Origin of the sequence: Pseudomonas sp. NFACC16-2, assembly GCF_900119205.1 — a bacterium.
Taxonomy (GTDB): domain Bacteria; phylum Pseudomonadota; class Gammaproteobacteria; order Pseudomonadales; family Pseudomonadaceae; genus Aquipseudomonas; species Aquipseudomonas fluorescens_Q.
Window position 1 is genome coordinate 24,738 of record NZ_FPIX01000001.1, and the last position, 15,096, is coordinate 39,833.

18 protein-coding genes are annotated in these 15,096 nt (G+C 59.2%); 5 read left to right on the plus strand and 13 right to left on the minus strand.

Translation table 11 applies throughout. The features are described 5' to 3' along the window. Positions 1–58 precede the first annotated feature (58 nt). From BT116_RS00105 to yghU, 5 genes are all read left to right on the plus strand, one after another. A complete protein-coding gene (locus tag BT116_RS00105; protein ID WP_072338953.1) occupies positions 59–1,054 on the plus strand; it encodes an aldo/keto reductase in 996 nt (331 codons plus the stop codon). Between the two features lie 122 nt (positions 1,055–1,176). Further along, positions 1,177–1,935 (plus strand): substrate-binding periplasmic protein, encoded by a 759-nt coding sequence (locus BT116_RS00110; RefSeq protein ID WP_072338955.1) that lies wholly within the window; start codon positions 1,177–1,179, stop codon positions 1,933–1,935. 1 nt (position 1,936) lies between these two features. Then, entirely contained in the window at positions 1,937–3,277 is a 1,341-nt protein-coding gene (locus BT116_RS00115) for a diguanylate cyclase (protein ID WP_072338957.1), read from the plus strand. Between the two features lie 26 nt (positions 3,278–3,303). Then, on the plus strand, positions 3,304–4,038 hold the full coding sequence (locus BT116_RS00120; RefSeq protein WP_072338959.1) for a substrate-binding periplasmic protein: 735 nt from the start codon (positions 3,304–3,306) through the stop codon (positions 4,036–4,038). Positions 4,039–4,082: 44 nt separating this feature from the next. Beyond that, positions 4,083–4,922 (plus strand): glutathione-dependent disulfide-bond oxidoreductase, encoded by an 840-nt coding sequence (gene yghU / locus BT116_RS00125; protein WP_072338961.1) that lies wholly within the window; start codon positions 4,083–4,085, stop codon positions 4,920–4,922. Positions 4,923–4,947: 25 nt separating this feature from the next. Here yghU and BT116_RS00130 read toward each other — a convergent pair whose 3' ends face one another. The 13 genes from BT116_RS00130 to BT116_RS00190 form a co-directional block, all read right to left on the minus strand. Continuing rightward, the gene (locus BT116_RS00130; protein WP_072338963.1) at positions 4,948–6,474 is read right to left on the minus strand and encodes an FAD-dependent monooxygenase; all 1,527 of its coding nucleotides are present in this window, start codon (positions 6,472–6,474) and stop codon (positions 4,948–4,950) included. Positions 6,475–6,928: 454 nt separating this feature from the next. Continuing rightward, on the minus strand, positions 6,929–7,642 hold the full coding sequence (locus tag BT116_RS00135; RefSeq protein ID WP_072338965.1) for a sigma-70 family RNA polymerase sigma factor: 714 nt from the start codon (positions 7,640–7,642) through the stop codon (positions 6,929–6,931). 19 nt (positions 7,643–7,661) lie between these two features. Beyond that, complete coding sequence (fliP, locus tag BT116_RS00140) at positions 7,662–8,384, minus strand: flagellar type III secretion system pore protein FliP (RefSeq protein ID WP_170845920.1); 723 nt, start codon at positions 8,382–8,384, stop codon at positions 7,662–7,664. A gap of 10 nt (positions 8,385–8,394) precedes the next feature. Next, positions 8,395–8,739 carry a hypothetical protein gene (locus BT116_RS00145; protein ID WP_072338970.1) on the minus strand — a complete coding sequence of 115 codons (345 nt, stop codon included), beginning with the start codon at positions 8,737–8,739 and terminating at the stop codon, positions 8,395–8,397. Further along, complete coding sequence (locus BT116_RS00150) at positions 8,736–9,041, minus strand: FliM/FliN family flagellar motor switch protein (RefSeq protein WP_072338974.1); 306 nt, start codon at positions 9,039–9,041, stop codon at positions 8,736–8,738. Before BT116_RS00150 ends, BT116_RS00145 begins: the two co-directional genes overlap by 4 nt. Before the next feature lie 15 nt (positions 9,042–9,056). Beyond that, the gene (locus BT116_RS00155) at positions 9,057–9,794 is read right to left on the minus strand and encodes a FliM/FliN family flagellar motor switch protein (RefSeq protein ID WP_256572538.1); all 738 of its coding nucleotides are present in this window, start codon (positions 9,792–9,794) and stop codon (positions 9,057–9,059) included. Between the two features lie 3 nt (positions 9,795–9,797). Next, positions 9,798–10,976: a flagellar basal-body rod protein FlgF gene (gene flgF, locus BT116_RS00160; RefSeq protein WP_072338976.1), complete on the minus strand. Its 1,179-nt coding sequence runs from the start codon at positions 10,974–10,976 to the stop codon at positions 9,798–9,800. After that, positions 10,976–11,398, minus strand: a complete 423-nt coding sequence (locus BT116_RS00165) for a flagellar hook assembly protein FlgD (RefSeq protein ID WP_013693099.1) — start codon at positions 11,396–11,398, stop codon at positions 10,976–10,978. Before BT116_RS00165 ends, flgF begins: the two co-directional genes overlap by 1 nt. Next, on the minus strand, positions 11,388–12,161 hold the full coding sequence (locus tag BT116_RS00170; protein ID WP_256572539.1) for a hypothetical protein: 774 nt from the start codon (positions 12,159–12,161) through the stop codon (positions 11,388–11,390). The genes BT116_RS00165 and BT116_RS00170 overlap by 11 nt, the downstream gene beginning before the upstream one ends. Then, a complete protein-coding gene (locus BT116_RS00175) occupies positions 12,151–12,612 on the minus strand; it encodes a hypothetical protein (RefSeq protein WP_072338978.1) in 462 nt (153 codons plus the stop codon). Before BT116_RS00175 ends, BT116_RS00170 begins: the two co-directional genes overlap by 11 nt. Beyond that, positions 12,602–13,954 carry a FliI/YscN family ATPase gene (locus tag BT116_RS00180; RefSeq protein WP_072338980.1) on the minus strand — a complete coding sequence of 451 codons (1,353 nt, stop codon included), beginning with the start codon at positions 13,952–13,954 and terminating at the stop codon, positions 12,602–12,604. Before BT116_RS00180 ends, BT116_RS00175 begins: the two co-directional genes overlap by 11 nt. Then, positions 13,932–14,657 carry a FliH/SctL family protein gene (locus BT116_RS00185; RefSeq protein ID WP_072338981.1) on the minus strand — a complete coding sequence of 242 codons (726 nt, stop codon included), beginning with the start codon at positions 14,655–14,657 and terminating at the stop codon, positions 13,932–13,934. The genes BT116_RS00180 and BT116_RS00185 overlap by 23 nt, the downstream gene beginning before the upstream one ends. Beyond that, entirely contained in the window at positions 14,644–15,096 is a 453-nt protein-coding gene (locus BT116_RS00190; RefSeq protein WP_072338983.1) for a hypothetical protein, read from the minus strand. The genes BT116_RS00185 and BT116_RS00190 overlap by 14 nt, the downstream gene beginning before the upstream one ends.

Sequence of the window (15,096 nt, forward strand, 5' to 3'; positions counted from 1 at the left end):
ATCCAGAAAAGCCCTTGATAGAGACTGCACAGGTCGTTCATTTCCAGGAGCTATCAACATGAAGACTCGCCAACTCGGCCATCACGGCCCTCACGTTTCCTCCATCAGCCTGGGCTGCATGGGCATGTCGGATTTCTACACCACGGGCGTGGACGAGCGCGAGGCGATTGCCACGCTGCACCGCGCCGTGGAGTTGGGTGTGACGCTGTTCGACACCGCCGACATGTACGGGCCCCATACCAACGAAGAACTGCTCGGACGGGCCCTGCGTGGCAAGCGTGAAAACCTGTACCTGGCGAGCAAATTCGGCCTGGTGCGCAGCAGCGATCCCCATGCCCGCGGCGTCAATGGTCGCCCCGACTACGTCCGGCAATCTGTCGATGGCAGCCTCAAGCGTCTCGATACCGATTACCTCGACCTCTACTACCAGCACCGCATCGATCCTGAAGTGCCCGTCGAAGAAACCATCGGCGCCATGGCCGATCTGGTCAAGGCCGGCAAGGTCCGCCACATCGGGATCTCGGAAGCCAGTGCCGAAACCATCCAGCGAGCCCACGCCGTGCATCCCCTGGCAGCGGTACAAAGCGAATACTCGCTGTGGACCCGTGAACCCGAACACAATGGCGTACTCGATACGTGCCGGCGCCTGGGCATTGCATTCGTCGCCTACAGTCCCTTGGGCCGGGGCTTTTTGACCGGCGAGCTGAAGTCACCGGAGGACTTCGCCGCCGATGACTATCGCCGCTTCAACCCACGCTTCCAGGCCGACAACTTCAATCGCAACCTGGTGCTGGTAGAACGGGTCAAGGCATTGGCCTTGGACAAGGGCATCAGCGCTGCGCAATTGGCCTTGGCCTGGGTATTGGCCCAGGGTGACCATGTCATCCCGATCCCGGGCACCAAGCAACGCAAGTACCTGGAAAGCAACGTGGCAGCGGCTTCGGTGGTGTTGAGCACTGGTGAATTGGCCCGGTTGGATGGGATTTTCGCAGGCGAAGGTGCCGTGGCGGGCGACCGATACCAGGCGCACACAATGACGTTGTTGAACGGTTGATCCTTCGGCTGGGCTGGCAGTTTCGACAGACCGGATTCAAGCAGGCGCCAGCCCAGCCGATAACCCTATCAATAATAGCTCCCAGACCTCCGGGCTCTGCTAGTTGCATAGGGTAATGATCAATGGGTTTGCCGCTGAATCGCCTGCTAGTGTGGGGCGTCCTGATGTTCCTCACTGCGAGCGTTTGTGCTGCAGAGGCGCCGCTGCGCATCGTGACCGAGGAACTACCGCCCTACAACATGACGCAAAACGGTCGCATGACCGGCATGAGCACCGAGGTGGTCCAGGCCGTGCTCAAGGAGGTCGGCATGGACGCGCCTATCCATTCCATGCCGTGGGCCCGGGCCTACGAACTGGCGCTCAATGAAAGCAACGTGTTGATCTACTCGATCGTCCGCACGCCTGAACGCGAATCGCTTTTCCAGTGGGTCGGCAGCATCGGCCCGACGCAGTGGTACATCTACTCGCTGGCGGACCGGCCGGTGAAACTCGACTCGCTGGCCGATGCCCATGGACACCAGATCGCCACGGTCAATCAGGACGTGGGTGAGCAATACCTGGTATCGAAGGGCTTTCGCATCGGTGAAGAACTGCAGTCGAGCACCAAGTACGAACACAACTACCGCAAGCTCAAGGTCGATCACGTGGAGCTGTGGATTTCCAATGAGCTCAACGCGCTGTACCTGACGCGCCAGAATGGCGAAGACCCGGACAAGTTGCTGATCCGCTCGCTGGCGCTGCCCGAGCTAAGCAGCGCCGACGGCTTGAGCATGGCGTTCAGCCGCAATACGCCTGCCGATACGGTGGCGAAATTCCGTGCGGGCCTGGAGACCATCCGGCGCAATGGCGTCTACGATGCCATCCTGCGCAAATGGTTATGACATGGATGCCAATTTTCGTACGGCCTCCTCACAACCACAGACCAAGGCATTCAGCTCCCTGGGACGCCGCCTGGTACTGGCAACGCTGTTGTTCTGCCTGCTCTTTACCCTGGTGATGGTCACCTGGCGGACCTGGATGGCCTGGGAAAACAACCTGGCGGAAATGAATTCGGAACTGGCCCTGATCGACCAAGTGTTCCAGAACACCCTGGCCCATGCCATTTGGGAACTGGACCGTGAATCCCTCGACCAGCAAATCGCCAGCGTCGCCATGGCAGCGCCCGTGGGCCGCCTGGTGTTGAACATCCTGCGCCCCGGGCAAGCGCCTGAAGTCATCGAACTCAATCGATACCCCGTCGCTCAATCGGGCGTGGTGCCGGTGCTGCATCGCCAACTCATTGCGCAGCCCTACGCCGGGGCCCATGAAAAAGTCGGCGAGCTGACCATCGAAGGCGACAATAACCTGCTCTGGGAGCGCCTCTGGGGCGAAGCACGCAGCATCGTCATCACCCAGCTCATCCAGTCCTTGCTGCTGGCCGGGTTGATCATGACCGTGTTCAACCGCCTGGTGACCGTGCATGTGGTGCACATCGCCCGACACCTGGGCGAACTGGCGCCGCAAACCCTCAAGCGCCACCTCAAGCTGCAACGGGCGGTGCGGCGCCAGGACGAACTGAGTCTGCTCGAACGCCAGGTGAATACCCTCCAGGACAACCTGCGCGCCCATTTGGAACGCCAGCATTCGGACGAACTGGCGCTTGCCGCCAGCCGCGACCAGATGGCCGAACTGGTCGAGGCGCGCACCGCTGAATTGAAGGCGGCCAACCAGGCCCTCGAAGCACTGTCACGTCACGATGACTTGACGGGGCTGGCCAACCGTCGCTATTTCGACGAGTTGAAGGAGATCGAGTTTCGCCGGGCGATCCGCCACAAGACCCCGCTGGCGGTGCTCATGTGCGATGTCGATTTCTTCAAGATCTACAACGACACCTACGGCCACATGCAGGGCGACTTGTGCTTGAAAGAGATCGCCGAGACCCTGCGCAGCGTGTTCGGCCGCTCTGGCGAGCTGACTGCGCGCATGGGCGGCGAAGAGTTCGTCGTGGTCCTGCCCAACATCGACGCTGCCCAGGCCTGCGAGGCCGCCCAACGTTTGCGTGCAAGCCTGGCGGAACGTGAACTGCCCCACAGCGGTTCCAAGGTATCGCCGTTTGTCACCGTAAGCATCGGCGTCGCCGAGCTGGACCCGGAGACCATGGATCATTTCGATCAACTGCTGCAACGCGCCGACCAGGCGCTGTACCGGGCCAAACATAAGGGGCGCGATTGCATCGCCCTGTGAACCATCACGTGCCATGAGGTCTGTATATGCACTATCGCCTAATGCTCTGCTCGTGCCTGCTACTCACCTCGATCAGCCTGCAAGGCCGCGCCGAGACGATCGAAGTCGTGACCGAAGATTCCCTCTATGCCTACCAGCATGACGACAAGGTCGTCGGACCGGGTATTCGCATCGCCGAACAAACGCTGAAAAACGCGCAGCTCACCGACTACAGCCTGTTGCTGTACCCGTGGGCCCGGGCCTACGAAAAGGCGCTGCACGAGCCCTACGTGTTGATTTTCCCGCTGGACCGCACCCCGGCCCGCGAGCCGTTGTTCAAATGGGTCGGTGAAATACATCGGGTGGCGAGCCGGCTCTACAAGATGCGCGACAGTGACGGCATCGCCGTCAACAACCTAGAGGATGCCAAGCAGTACAGCATCGGTGTGGTGCGAAATGACGCCAAGCAGATTTACCTGCAACAGCGTGGGTTTACCCGGCTGGTCATCTCGGCCAACAACCACGACAACTTTCAAAAGCTGCTGAATCACCAGATCCAACTGCTGCCGATGCCGGAGAACACCGCGCGCCTGATGAGCAAGGATGCCCAAGTGGATTTCACTTCCCTGGAAGAGGTCTATACCCTCGACGAGCAACCCCACAGGGTCCACCTGGCGTTCAGCCAGAGCACACCGGACGAAGTCGTCGCCAGGGCCCAGCGCGCTTTCGAACAGCTCAAGGCTTCCGGTGAAGTGGCGCGGATCATGAACGAACAGCGGTAGACTATGAGGGATCACACCACAAGCAAACGATGAGGTATGTCCCGATGAGCCAAGCGTCCTACGTTCCGCCCAAGGTCTGGAAAAACGACGCCCCGTCTGGCGGCCAGTTCGCCAGTATCAACCGCCCTATCGCCGGGCCGACTCACGAAAAAACCTTGCCGATTGGCAAACACCCGTTGCAGCTGTATTCCCTGGCCACGCCCAATGGCGTGAAGGTGACCATCCTGCTGGAGGAACTGCTGGCGTTGGGTCATACGGGTGCGGAATACGACGCCTGGCTGATCCGCATCAACGAAGGTGACCAGTTCTCCAGCGGTTTTGTCGAGGTCAACCCCAACTCCAAGATCCCGGCCCTGCTGGACCGCAGCGTGGAACCCGCCATTCGGGTCTTCGAATCCGGCTCGATCCTGCTGTACCTGGCGGAAAAATTCGGCGCCTTCCTGCCCACCGATCCGGCCGGCCGCACCGAAACACTGAACTGGCTGTTCTGGCAGATGGGCTCTGCCCCGTACCTGGGTGGCGGCTTCGGGCATTTCTACGCTTATGCACCGGAGAAACTCGAATACCCGATCAATCGCTTCACCATGGAGGCCAAGCGTCAACTCGACGTACTGGATCGCCGCCTCGGCGAAAGCCAATACCTGGGAGGCGATGACTACACCATTGCCGACATCGCGGTCTGGCCCTGGTATGGCCAACTGGTGCGCAACAACGTGTACGGCGCCGCCGAGTTCCTGAGTGCTCACGAATACACCCATGTGCAGCGCTGGGCAGAGGCGATTGCCAAACGACCGGCCGTCCTGCGCGGGCAGCGGGTCAACCGCACGTGGGGTGACGAAGCGAGCCAGGTGCCGGAGCGGCATGAGGCTGCGGATCTGGGCTAAGGGCCAATCGCCACACCTGACGCGCTCAAGCCGGCAGCGTCAGGCCCCGGTCGCTGAAGTACCGGCTCAACGTTGCCGCAGACGCTTGGGGATCCGCCAGGGCGACGTAGGTGTCGGGACGCAGCAGATAGGCGGCGTCCCGACACAGCCCGGCTTTATGATGCTCATCCTGCCAGGTGAACGTGTGCAGAGGGATCCGCTGCTGGCGGCTCCAGGCTTTCAGGTCCGCCCGGGCCTCGCCGTAGACGTGCACCTGCCAGCCGATGGAGGCGAGCGGTTCGTAGTTATCGGCGCCCGGCACCGGTACCCAGGGCAAACGGTCACCGCCCAGTACGTCACCGGCCTTGCCGGCACTCAACGGGCTCTCGTGATAATTCAAGGTGGTTTGGGACACCATCCGGAACAGGTACTCACGCACGTTCTCGCTTTTGTAGGCAACACTCGCAAAAAGCGGTGCGATGCGCGTGCGCACGAAGTCGGCAAAATTGCCTTGGGCGGTTGCAAAGGTGAACAGCCGGTCCGTCGTTTCCACAAGCTTTTGCGCAAACGCCTGGCGTTCGACCTGATAGCTGTCGAGTAACGCGTCTGGCGCCTGTCCCTTCACGACCGCCGCCAGTTTCCAAGCCAGATTGATCGCGTCGAGGATGCCTGTGTTCATGCCTTGTCCACCGGCCGGGCTGTGGACGTGCGCAGCGTCTCCCAGCAAAAACGCCCTGCCCCAGCGGAACTGATCCGTGACGCGATGATGGACCCGGTAGGTGGAAAACCAATTCACGCCATTGATCCTGATGTTCAGACCGTTGATCGCGTCATGGCCAACGTCCTCGAACGTCAGCGTCTCTGGACGTTCCGCGCGCTCGTCGCGAACCGTACCGATCAGGCGATATTGGCCAGTTTCGCCATAGAAAAACGCCAACACGAATTCGGATTTATCAAAAGCGATATGGGCCTCATCCGCAGGCTCGAAACCGCTGGCAGACACGTCCGCCACATAGAACAGCTGCTTATAGGTGCCGCCCTCGAAGCCGCTTCCCACCTGATGACGCACGAGCGAGCGCGCGCCATCGCAGCCTGCGAGGAAAGCAGTCGTCAGCACTTCTTCGCGACCATCGGCGTGTTTCAAGCGCGCGATAACGGAGTCGCCACGGTCCTCGAAGGACAGCAGTTCGGTCTGCCGCTCGACTTCGACGCCCAGGGACTGAAGCTGTTCGACCAACAACCGCTCATGACGATCCTGGGGGTATATGAGGACAAAAGGATAAGGCGATACATCCCCGCCAGCGTCCACCAGAGGAATCCGCGCCTTGCGTTTGCCCCGGGCCCACATGTTCATGGCCGGGGTCTTGTACCCCGCTCCGATAACCGCATCGGCCATGCCGAGCTGGCGATACAGCTCAAGTGTGCGGGCCTGGACGGCCATGGCACGCGAGGTTTCCCCCGGCCCGCTGCTCTTGTCGACAATCCTGACCACAAGCCCCTGCCGGGTGAGCCACAAAGCCAGGACCAATCCCGTAGGGCCGGCTCCCACAATGAGAATGTCCGTTTGCGCCATGTTCATGCCTCTGGAGAAGTGATGACTCTGGAGGCACTTAATGATGGTCGAGGAAGGCCGAATGTCAACGAACGAGCGGCGTGCGAGCTGGCTGCTGGGGTTCTGTGGTTACTGTGGGAGCGGGCTTGCTCGCGAAGGCGTCATGACCGTCAACATCGAATTCGCCTGACACACGCGGCCCGATGACCATGAAAAAGCCAATGCGCCAATCAGCAAAGGCAGGGGGTTCAAGGCTCTGCCTTGCCCAACGGCTTCATTGCCTCGCCTGCTACGCAATACAACACAGCGACCAAGTCTGGGTTTGCAAACCGTCGTGGAATCCAAGTGCGCCTGATTTGCGTGCAGTGCTGCTGAGTCAATTGTCTTACTTTTTTTATAGTGTTTTCTTAGGTTTCGCCGACCCAACGGCATCTGCTGCGGCTTTGCCCGCCCCTCCTACTTCCCCCCACCGATGCTACCAACTATCCCCGGCCATTAATCTTGCATGGCTTATCCGAATATTTTTCAACGCCTGGGCGTGCAATTGGGAAACGCGTGACTTCGAAACACCCATGAGTTCACTGATATCGGTAAAACTTAAATGCTGGTGATAGTGAGCTTGGATAACCCGCTGTTCGTTCGCCGAAAGAAGCTTCACGCACGCCTCCAGCGTGTCGCTCTCACGCTCAACTTCGTAGAGGCTTAGCGGGTTATTGTCCTTGGGTTCCGGATCAACGATCCCAGATTCCAAAAACAGCCCGAACGCCAAGCCAATAGCGACGTTCGCCACCTGCTCCAGATCAGACTCCGCTCGCCCCTCCTCTTGCATGCCGGAAAGACTCTCCAACCGCTCTTGGTAATAGCGCCGTCGATCACTTACGTAACAGGACAAGCCCTTGAGAACGCTACCTCTCACAAAAGGTTCGGCATAGGACTGGAAACGCGTGCCCAACCCCGGATTAAACCGGTCAATGGCCTGCAGAAGACCAATCGAGGCCAGGTTCACATAATCCCCCCACTCAGCCAACGGATGCGGGTAGCGAGAATACAAAAGCCCGGCAATCATCCGAAGCCACTGGCCATAAAAAAAGAACAACCGACTCCTGGCCGCCTCTGTTTTGCTGTCCAGCCAGTCGCGCCACAACGCTTGCTCGTCATCGCCTTCATTGCTGGGCTCATCCGTCACCATGGAAGGCTGCACCTTTGCGCTAACCGAGATTGCGCATCAACGTCTGGGCAATCAGGCCCCAACCGTCGATCAACAGAAACAGCATGATCTTCAATGGCAAAGAAATCGTGATGGGGGGCACCATGATCATCCCCAACGACATCAGGATTGACGCCACCACCAAGTCGATGATCAAGAATGGCAGAAAGATCATGAAGCCGATCTGAAAAGCCAGTTTCAGTTCGCTCAACATGAATGCCGGCACCAGCTTCACCGGGGACAGTCCTTCCGGTGCTTGTGGCAGCGGATCCTTGGCCAATTCATAAATCAGTCGCAAATCCTCTTCATGGGTCTGCCTGATCATGAAATCACGGATCGGCACCCAGCCTTGCAACGCGGCACCGTCAAGCCCTACTTTGTTCGCCAGGAATGGCTTGATGCCTGCGTCATAGGCCTTTTCCAAGGTTGGAGCCATGGCGAACAACGTCAAGAACATCGACAGTACGATCAACACGATATTCGGCGGCGTCTGTTGCAGCCCCAATGCCTGCCTGGTCAATGACAACACTACGATGTTGCGCGTGAACGTGGTCAGGGAAATGACCAAAAACGGCAGGAACGACAGCGCCGTCAACAAGGCCACAACGCTGACCGGCGATTGAATCTGATTGATGTGCAAACTTCCCCATTCAGAGAAGTCATCCGCGGCTGCCGCCAAGGGAGCAAAGCCGCTGAGCACCAGGAACAGCAAGCGGCGAGTCATATCGAATACTTCAAGGGCAGACATCCAACGCAGAGGATGAGGGTTGTTCTGGCAAGAGGGTCACGGTCGCTCCATTTGAAGATTCAGTGACCAGGACCTGAGACGTTTCGATCTTGAGCAGATACACCTTGGTCTTGGTTGACAATCGCACAGCGCGTACACAATGCAACTCGGTCAGATCCGCTAAAGGTTTGCCGGTGCCCACTTGACGTCGCGCGTACCAACGCATCACGCCGTAGACCACGGCCAATAAAACAGCCGTAATCAGCATCACTTTGATCATCAACACAAACGACAGCGGATCATCCTGCCGTAACGCTAATCCAAGCGGTTGGGCTACGGTTTCAGACGTCACAGTATTTCCGTCAACTGAATGCCAAAGTTGTCATCGACTGCCACCAGATTGCCCCGGGCAACCGGTTTACCGTCCAGGCACAGCGACGCCGGTTCATGGACCTGCTCCAACAGCTTGACCACGTCGCCAGCCTTCAGCGCGAACAACTCATCCACGCTCATGGAGGCGTGACCGAGCTGCACCACCAATTCCACGACCACATGCTTGATCAAATTCATGTCTCGCTTGATCAGCGGTGACTGCCCGTCGTTGGCCGCCATCCGGGCTTCTTCCAGCTCAATCGCATCTACCGTTGCCGTCACACCAACACTCCTGATTCATTCATGGGAAATCAACTGCACGGCGACTTGACCTTGCTGCTTAGCCAAGTAGCCGCTCGCGATCGCTGGGCCTTCGGCCAGCTGTAGCGAGACCGGATCGGCCAGCAATGCACTGGCCCGTAAGGTGTCCCCAGGACGCAAGTCCTGCATCTCACCGATGGAGAGGCTTGCCAAGGGGAGACGCACCGACAACGTCACCCGAGCGTTACCCAAGGCGTGCTTACGCTCAACCAACGGCGTGCGCGCAACGGGCTTCTCAAGCGCAGCATTGAACAATGCCGCATCCAGCGACAGATGCAGCGTCGATTGACCGACGCGCAGTTGCAGCAATACCTGGGCACTGAGTAACCCCGAGGACGGCCGGGATGACTCGACGGTTAAATGGGAGACGCCGCTTTGCCCGAGGACCTCAAGCACATGATTGATCAGCGCCAATTGTGCTTCGCGTACCAGATGCCTTGCGGTCTCATCCTCAGGCGCGTCATGCATGAAAGGACCAAAGATCATCGAAGCCCCATCACCTGCCAGGGTGATTGAGCCATTGACGGATTTGGCGCTCTGCCAAGCCAGTGTCGATGCCCACTCACTTGAATCATCCAGGGCCGAACAGCTCACTTCGCAGGTGTGGTGTGCATCCGGCATGCACCACTGCTCAAACCAGTGCCTGGCCACGGCCGGTAATCGCTCGCAGGCCATGCGCAGACGAGTCGTGCCGACAAAACCCAACATCCTCATTGGTCAGCCCCCTCTCGTTCCGTTGTACAACTGCTCCAGCATTTCATTGGAGACCGTCATCACCCTTGAGCTGGCCTGATACCCGCGCTGGATAATCAGAATGTCTCCAAACTCCTGGGCCAGATCGACATTGGACAATTCCAGGTAACCACCCTGGACACGCCCAAACTGCTTCTCCCCCGCGCGGCCGAACTCGGCCTTCATGGAAGAAGGTGCGTGGTAGAGCGAATTGGCGCCCGCGATCAAGGCACTTTCATCCGCGAAATCCGCCAGCGCCAATTGGCTGCCATCACGTTTCTCGCCGTTGGCGTAGGTGAATTTAAGGATGCCCTTCTCATCGAATGCGAAGCTATTCAGGCCGGCGACTGCGCTACCGTCGACCACACGCGCACCCAGTGTATGGCTCGGTCCGCTGGCGACCTGGGAGGCCAAGTTGAAGCTACCCGGTGTTCCGAAATCCAGCACGATGCTCTGGATCTTGCCATTAACCGTCAACGGGACCGACAACGTGTTGAAACCGGTAGCGGGGCTGCCATCGATACCGAAGGCGATGGTGCCGGTCTGCAACTGAACGCCGCTCGCGTCGGAAACCGTGACACTCCAGCTATTGGCGGGCGTCGTTTTCGGTTCGAACTTTACGCTCAGGGTATGGCTCGCACCGGTCGAGTCGAACACCTGGATAGCGTTGATCTGATGGGTCGCCTCCGTAGTACCGGTACGAGCCAAGGCCCCCACCATCTCGACTCGGGTGGTCGCCTGCGGCGGCAAGGTGCGCTGCCCCTGGATATTGATATCGCGCAGATTCCCGGACGAGTCGATACCCGCAATGCGCTGCTGGCTGATGGTATCGACCAGATAGCCGTCCTTATCCACCTCGAATTGCCCGGCGCGGGTGTATGACAGCGCTCCCTGCTCATCGCGAAGAACGAAATAGCCGGCGCCATTGATCGCCACGTTGGTGTTATTGCCTGTCTGGCGGTTCTCACCCGGCTTGATACGGACTTGGGTACCGGCGATGCCTGAACCAAAACTCTGGCCATCCTGTCCGTTGACGGCGCGAAAAAAAGTATCGCTGCCCCTGTAGCCTGGCGTGTTCATGTTCGACACGTTGTTGGAGACGTTATCCAAGCCCTTGGCGAAGGAAAACAGGCCACTCATTCCATTAAAGAAAGCTTGCAGCATTACGCCCCCTGCCTGACCAGTTTGATTTGTGACAGCCGCACGTCAGTGAGGACCGTACCGTCGGTTCGTTTGACGGACAGCACCGGCCCGGTCGATGAAAACGCAATCGCCGTCACTGAGCCAATCGCCGTTCCCCCCGTGGTGATGCTGACTTCAACTTGGCGCCCCAGCAGGCCCAGGGACTGCGAAGTGGCATTCATGGACACCAGGTTGTCGGTGTTTTCGTTGGTGATCCGGGTTTGCTCGAGGTTGGCGAACTGAGCCATCTGCGCCAGGAACTCACGATTGTTGATCGGCTCCAGCGGATCCTGAAACGTCAACTCCGTCAAAAACAACTTGATGAAATCTTCCTGCCCCAGACGGCTCTGGGCCAACTCCGACGTGGTGGAACTCAGCTCATTACCGATCGCTTCAACGGCCATCGTATTCACCTGTGTAATCGTTCGAAAGAGGCGATGCGCGCCAGACCTGCTGACCGTTGAGCCAGATCTGCTGCGGGCGTTCAGACATCGATGAGGCCCGGCGAGCGAGCTCTTCTATCAGCTCATCGCGTTCTTGCGCGGTGAGCCGGTAGTCACGTACCAACAACTCAAGACCTTTACCTCGAGGCAGGAACTGAAAATGTCGATCCGGCCATTTCCCATTCAAATAGCTCAATAGCGGCTGACCGGTGGAGTCCTCTGTGCCCTGCTGCTCGATGGTAACGGGCTCGATCCGGGGTCTATCGGAGCCTTGTGCCAGGACAGCACCGGGCGTGGAGGAAATCGCCGAGGTCGTCGACAAAGCGCTGGAAGGGGCTGAATAGGCTTGCTCAGTGTCGATTGAAGCAACGCTGTGCACTCCCGGCTCCGCCAGGAATGTATCGGGCAGATAAGACAGGTGATGCCCGGCGTGCGCACCCAGCGCATACAGCTCAAGCGCCTCGGCAGTCATGGACGTTGACGCGCCGATGGAACGCAATTGCACAACCCGCGCCAGATCCGCGTCAGCAATGGCGGAGTGCACCAGTCGCTGTTCTGACATCACCTGAGGGTTGCGCTGCTGACCTGTGCTCTCGTTTGAGGCGGGTGATTGATCATGCAGGCCTATTTTTCGCTCGAAGTCCTTGGCCTGTGTGTCACGAGCGGGAGGACGTTGCTGATCCGCCGCCATGGTCCACAACGATGCCCCTACTTTAACGGCCATGTCCCATCCCCTGAGCTTGCTGTGCATCAAAAATGTCGATGGCTTCGTATTCGCGCGCCGCTTTATCCAGCAGCACCTGCAGTCGATCCTTGGCCTTGTCGATCAGGTCTTCGTTCACTTTGCACTTGAGCAGCTGTGACATGGCCGAGTGCGACAGGCTTCGCGCCTCGATGACGGGCTGATGCGCGGCTTCAAGTCGCTGAAAAGCGGCTGTCTGCGCCAATAGGCGTTGTTCGTGCTGGGAGGGATCGAGCGTGGCGCCAATGCATCCCGACGCTTCATGGTGCGCCTGGATGCTGTCGTAGCGTACCTGCTCCACCCTCAACCGATGCTCGGCTTGGGCCAACTCACGGAGACTGCGGTTGTAGGCGAGCTGCGCCCTTTCCCGCTGCATGGCACGCAAACGAGAGGCCGCATTCAATTGCCGCGACTTGCGCCACTCATCTTGCATCGTTCACCCCCTTGCCCAGCCGCTGGAACAACTGATGAACCGTTTGCCAGGTGCTTGATGCGGAGAAATGTTCTTGCGGGGTTTGCTGCAACAACGCATCGAACTCGGGCTTCAAGTCGATCATGGTGTCCAGCAGCGGCTGTGAGCCCTTTTCATAGGCGCCCAGTTCGATCAGGTCCACGCTGTTCTGATAATTGCCAAGGGCTGACCGCAGGCGCTCGACTTGGGTTTTGCGCTCTTGGGTATGCAGGGTGCCCACCAATCGACTGATGCTGTGCAACACATCGATGGCCGGCCAATGCCCACGGGCCGCCACACTGCGACTCAAGACAATATGCCCGTCGAGAATGGCACGCATATGGTCAGCCACGGGCTCATTCATGTCGTCACCCTCGACCAGTACCGTATAGACCCCCGTAATGGAGCCTTGCCCATACAACGCCCCAGCGCGCTCCATCAGCGGCGGTAACAGGGCAAATACCGAAGGTGTATAGCCTCGGCTCCCCATGGGTTCGCCCGTCGAGAGTCCGATTTCACGCTGGGCCAGGGCAAAACGGGTGATCGAGTCCATGATCAGCAGCACATGCTTGCCTTGGGCCCGGAACCATTCGGCGATTGTCGTCGCCGTGTAGGCTGCCTGGCGTCGCAGAACCGCCGGTTGCTCGGCCGCCGCAGCGATCACCACAGCCTTTTTCAAACCCTCCGGCCCCAGGCTGTCGCGAATGAAATCCCCTACCTCGCGACCACGCTCGCCGATCAAGGCGATCACGATCACATCGGCTTCTGCATATTTGCTCATCATGCCCAGCAAGGTGCTTTTGCCCACGCCACTGCCGGCAAAAATACCCATCCGCTGGCCGCGCCCAAGCGGTGTGAAGACATCGACGGCTTTCACTCCGGTGAGCAGCGTGGTGTCGATCGGCGAACGGTGCAAAGGATTGATCGGCGCCACGAACCGCGGCATCCGCGTCAGCCCTTCAGGGGCCGGCAAATCATCCAGGGGGTTGCAGGTCGCATCCAGGACACGTCCCAACAGACTGGCCCCCACGGGAACCGTGTAAGGGGTTCCACGGGCATGGACTTCGCTGGCCAGGCATAAACCATCCACCGGGCCATAAGGCATCAACAGGGTAGATTCACTGCGCAAGCCAACCACCTCAGCCGCGATGGCTTCGCCACCGCGAGCCGGGTGGAGGTCGACCAACTCACCCAGCCGGACATCCAGGCCGGTGGCGTGCAGCACCATGCCCTGAATCGAACTCAAACGGCCCATCCGCCGACAGAGTCGGGCCTGGGTAAGCTGCGTCAACAGTCGATGCTCAAGCCCCTGCCACACGGCCATCTCCCCCGTTCAACACGGCTGCGACATTGGCCAGTTGCGTCTGCACACCGACATCCAATTGACCGCCGCCGAAGTCGATCAGGCAGCTACCTGGAGAGGCCTGCGGATCGACCTGGAACGACGCCAATAGTGCGTCATCCGGCGCCAGCCGAAGCAACGTTTCGTAATCGCCACGGGCAACACGAATCCGCAGTGGACCGACCAGTTGATATTCTTCGATGGCCCGCCTCGCCAGGTCGGCGATTAACGGACGCGTTTCGGCATGCAGGTCTAAAAGGCGTGTTACCACCGCCAGCGCGAGCCGTCCTACCGAGGGCTCCATGGCTACCATCAACTGTTTCCGTTGCGCCCCCAAGGCTTCAATCAAGCGTGCGAGTTGAAGGCGTTCCGTTTCGAGCGCGGTACGCAAGGACGCCTCCTTCTTCAGCCACTGCTGCTCCTGATGCGCCAGGGCCGCGCTCAGTTGCGTACGGGCCTGCTTGCTGCCTTCCAATAACCCCCTCTCGAGACTCTCTCGCTCTATTTCCGCGAGCTCCAGCGCGAAGGTCTCGCGCAACGCCTGCTTCACATCTGGTTGACGCTCTTCATTGGGCGAGGTGTTCGTCTGGACATTGGCGCCAAGGGTTGGCAGGCGTCGAGTCCCCAGGTTCTGGGAAGGTTGACGCAACACCGTCGACGACAGGGGCGGCTTAGGCGTGCTCATCGCCTGCCTCCTGGGCATCCATCCGGGTCTTCAAACTATTCATCAGTGCCGGAGGCAGGATCTGCTTGGCAAATTTGCCATCCCATCGACGAATCTCACTGCTGTTGGCCAGGCCACCCAACACTTCACGGCGTGCAGTGGATGTCTCCAACTGAAGGACCAACGCGCTCCAAAACGGATGTGTCGCTTTCGAAAGCCTGGCCTTGATAGGTGCAGTGTCAAGCGTCGTGCGGGCTGCCGATGGCGCTACTGCCAACTCGCTCATCAAGGCCGCGACAACGGAAGGATCGTTGCTCAATCCCAGAAGATTGATTTCTTCCAATAGCACCTCAACCTGGCGCCGCTCCTCAGGTTCCAGCCGCGCCAGAATCCACTCACGGTCTTCGGCATGAGAACAGGCAAGGCGAATAGCCGCTTTACGAAGCGCTGAGAATTCCAT

Bases quoted from the DNA above. Each gene is read 5' to 3' on its own strand.
- BT116_RS00190 (WP_072338983.1), bottom strand. From the start codon at position 15,096: ATGGAATTCTCAGCGCTTCGTAAAGCGGCTATTCGCCTTGCCTGTTCT.
- BT116_RS00180 (WP_072338980.1), bottom strand. From the start codon at position 13,954: ATGGCCGTGTGGCAGGGGCTTGAGCATCGACTGTTGACGCAGCTTACC.
- BT116_RS00155 (WP_256572538.1), bottom strand. From the start codon at position 9,794: ATGAGGATGTTGGGTTTTGTCGGCACGACTCGTCTGCGCATGGCCTGC.
- BT116_RS00130 (WP_072338963.1), bottom strand. From the start codon at position 6,474: ATGGCGCAAACGGACATTCTCATTGTGGGAGCCGGCCCTACGGGATTG.
- flgF (WP_072338976.1), bottom strand. From the start codon at position 10,976: ATGCTGCAAGCTTTCTTTAATGGAATGAGTGGCCTGTTTTCCTTCGCC.
- BT116_RS00120 (WP_072338959.1), top strand. From the start codon at position 3,304: ATGCACTATCGCCTAATGCTCTGCTCGTGCCTGCTACTCACCTCGATC.
- fliP (WP_170845920.1), bottom strand. From the start codon at position 8,384: ATGACTCGCCGCTTGCTGTTCCTGGTGCTCAGCGGCTTTGCTCCCTTG.
- BT116_RS00115 (WP_072338957.1), top strand. From the start codon at position 1,937: ATGGATGCCAATTTTCGTACGGCCTCCTCACAACCACAGACCAAGGCA.
- BT116_RS00185 (WP_072338981.1), bottom strand. From the start codon at position 14,657: ATGAGCACGCCTAAGCCGCCCCTGTCGTCGACGGTGTTGCGTCAACCT.
- BT116_RS00110 (WP_072338955.1), top strand. From the start codon at position 1,177: ATGGGTTTGCCGCTGAATCGCCTGCTAGTGTGGGGCGTCCTGATGTTC.
- BT116_RS00175 (WP_072338978.1), bottom strand. From the start codon at position 12,612: ATGCAAGATGAGTGGCGCAAGTCGCGGCAATTGAATGCGGCCTCTCGT.
- BT116_RS00105 (WP_072338953.1), top strand. From the start codon at position 59: ATGAAGACTCGCCAACTCGGCCATCACGGCCCTCACGTTTCCTCCATC.
- BT116_RS00170 (WP_256572539.1), bottom strand. From the start codon at position 12,161: ATGGCCGTTAAAGTAGGGGCATCGTTGTGGACCATGGCGGCGGATCAG.
- yghU (WP_072338961.1), top strand. From the start codon at position 4,083: ATGAGCCAAGCGTCCTACGTTCCGCCCAAGGTCTGGAAAAACGACGCC.
- BT116_RS00135 (WP_072338965.1), bottom strand. From the start codon at position 7,642: ATGGTGACGGATGAGCCCAGCAATGAAGGCGATGACGAGCAAGCGTTG.
- BT116_RS00165 (WP_013693099.1), bottom strand. From the start codon at position 11,398: ATGGCCGTTGAAGCGATCGGTAATGAGCTGAGTTCCACCACGTCGGAG.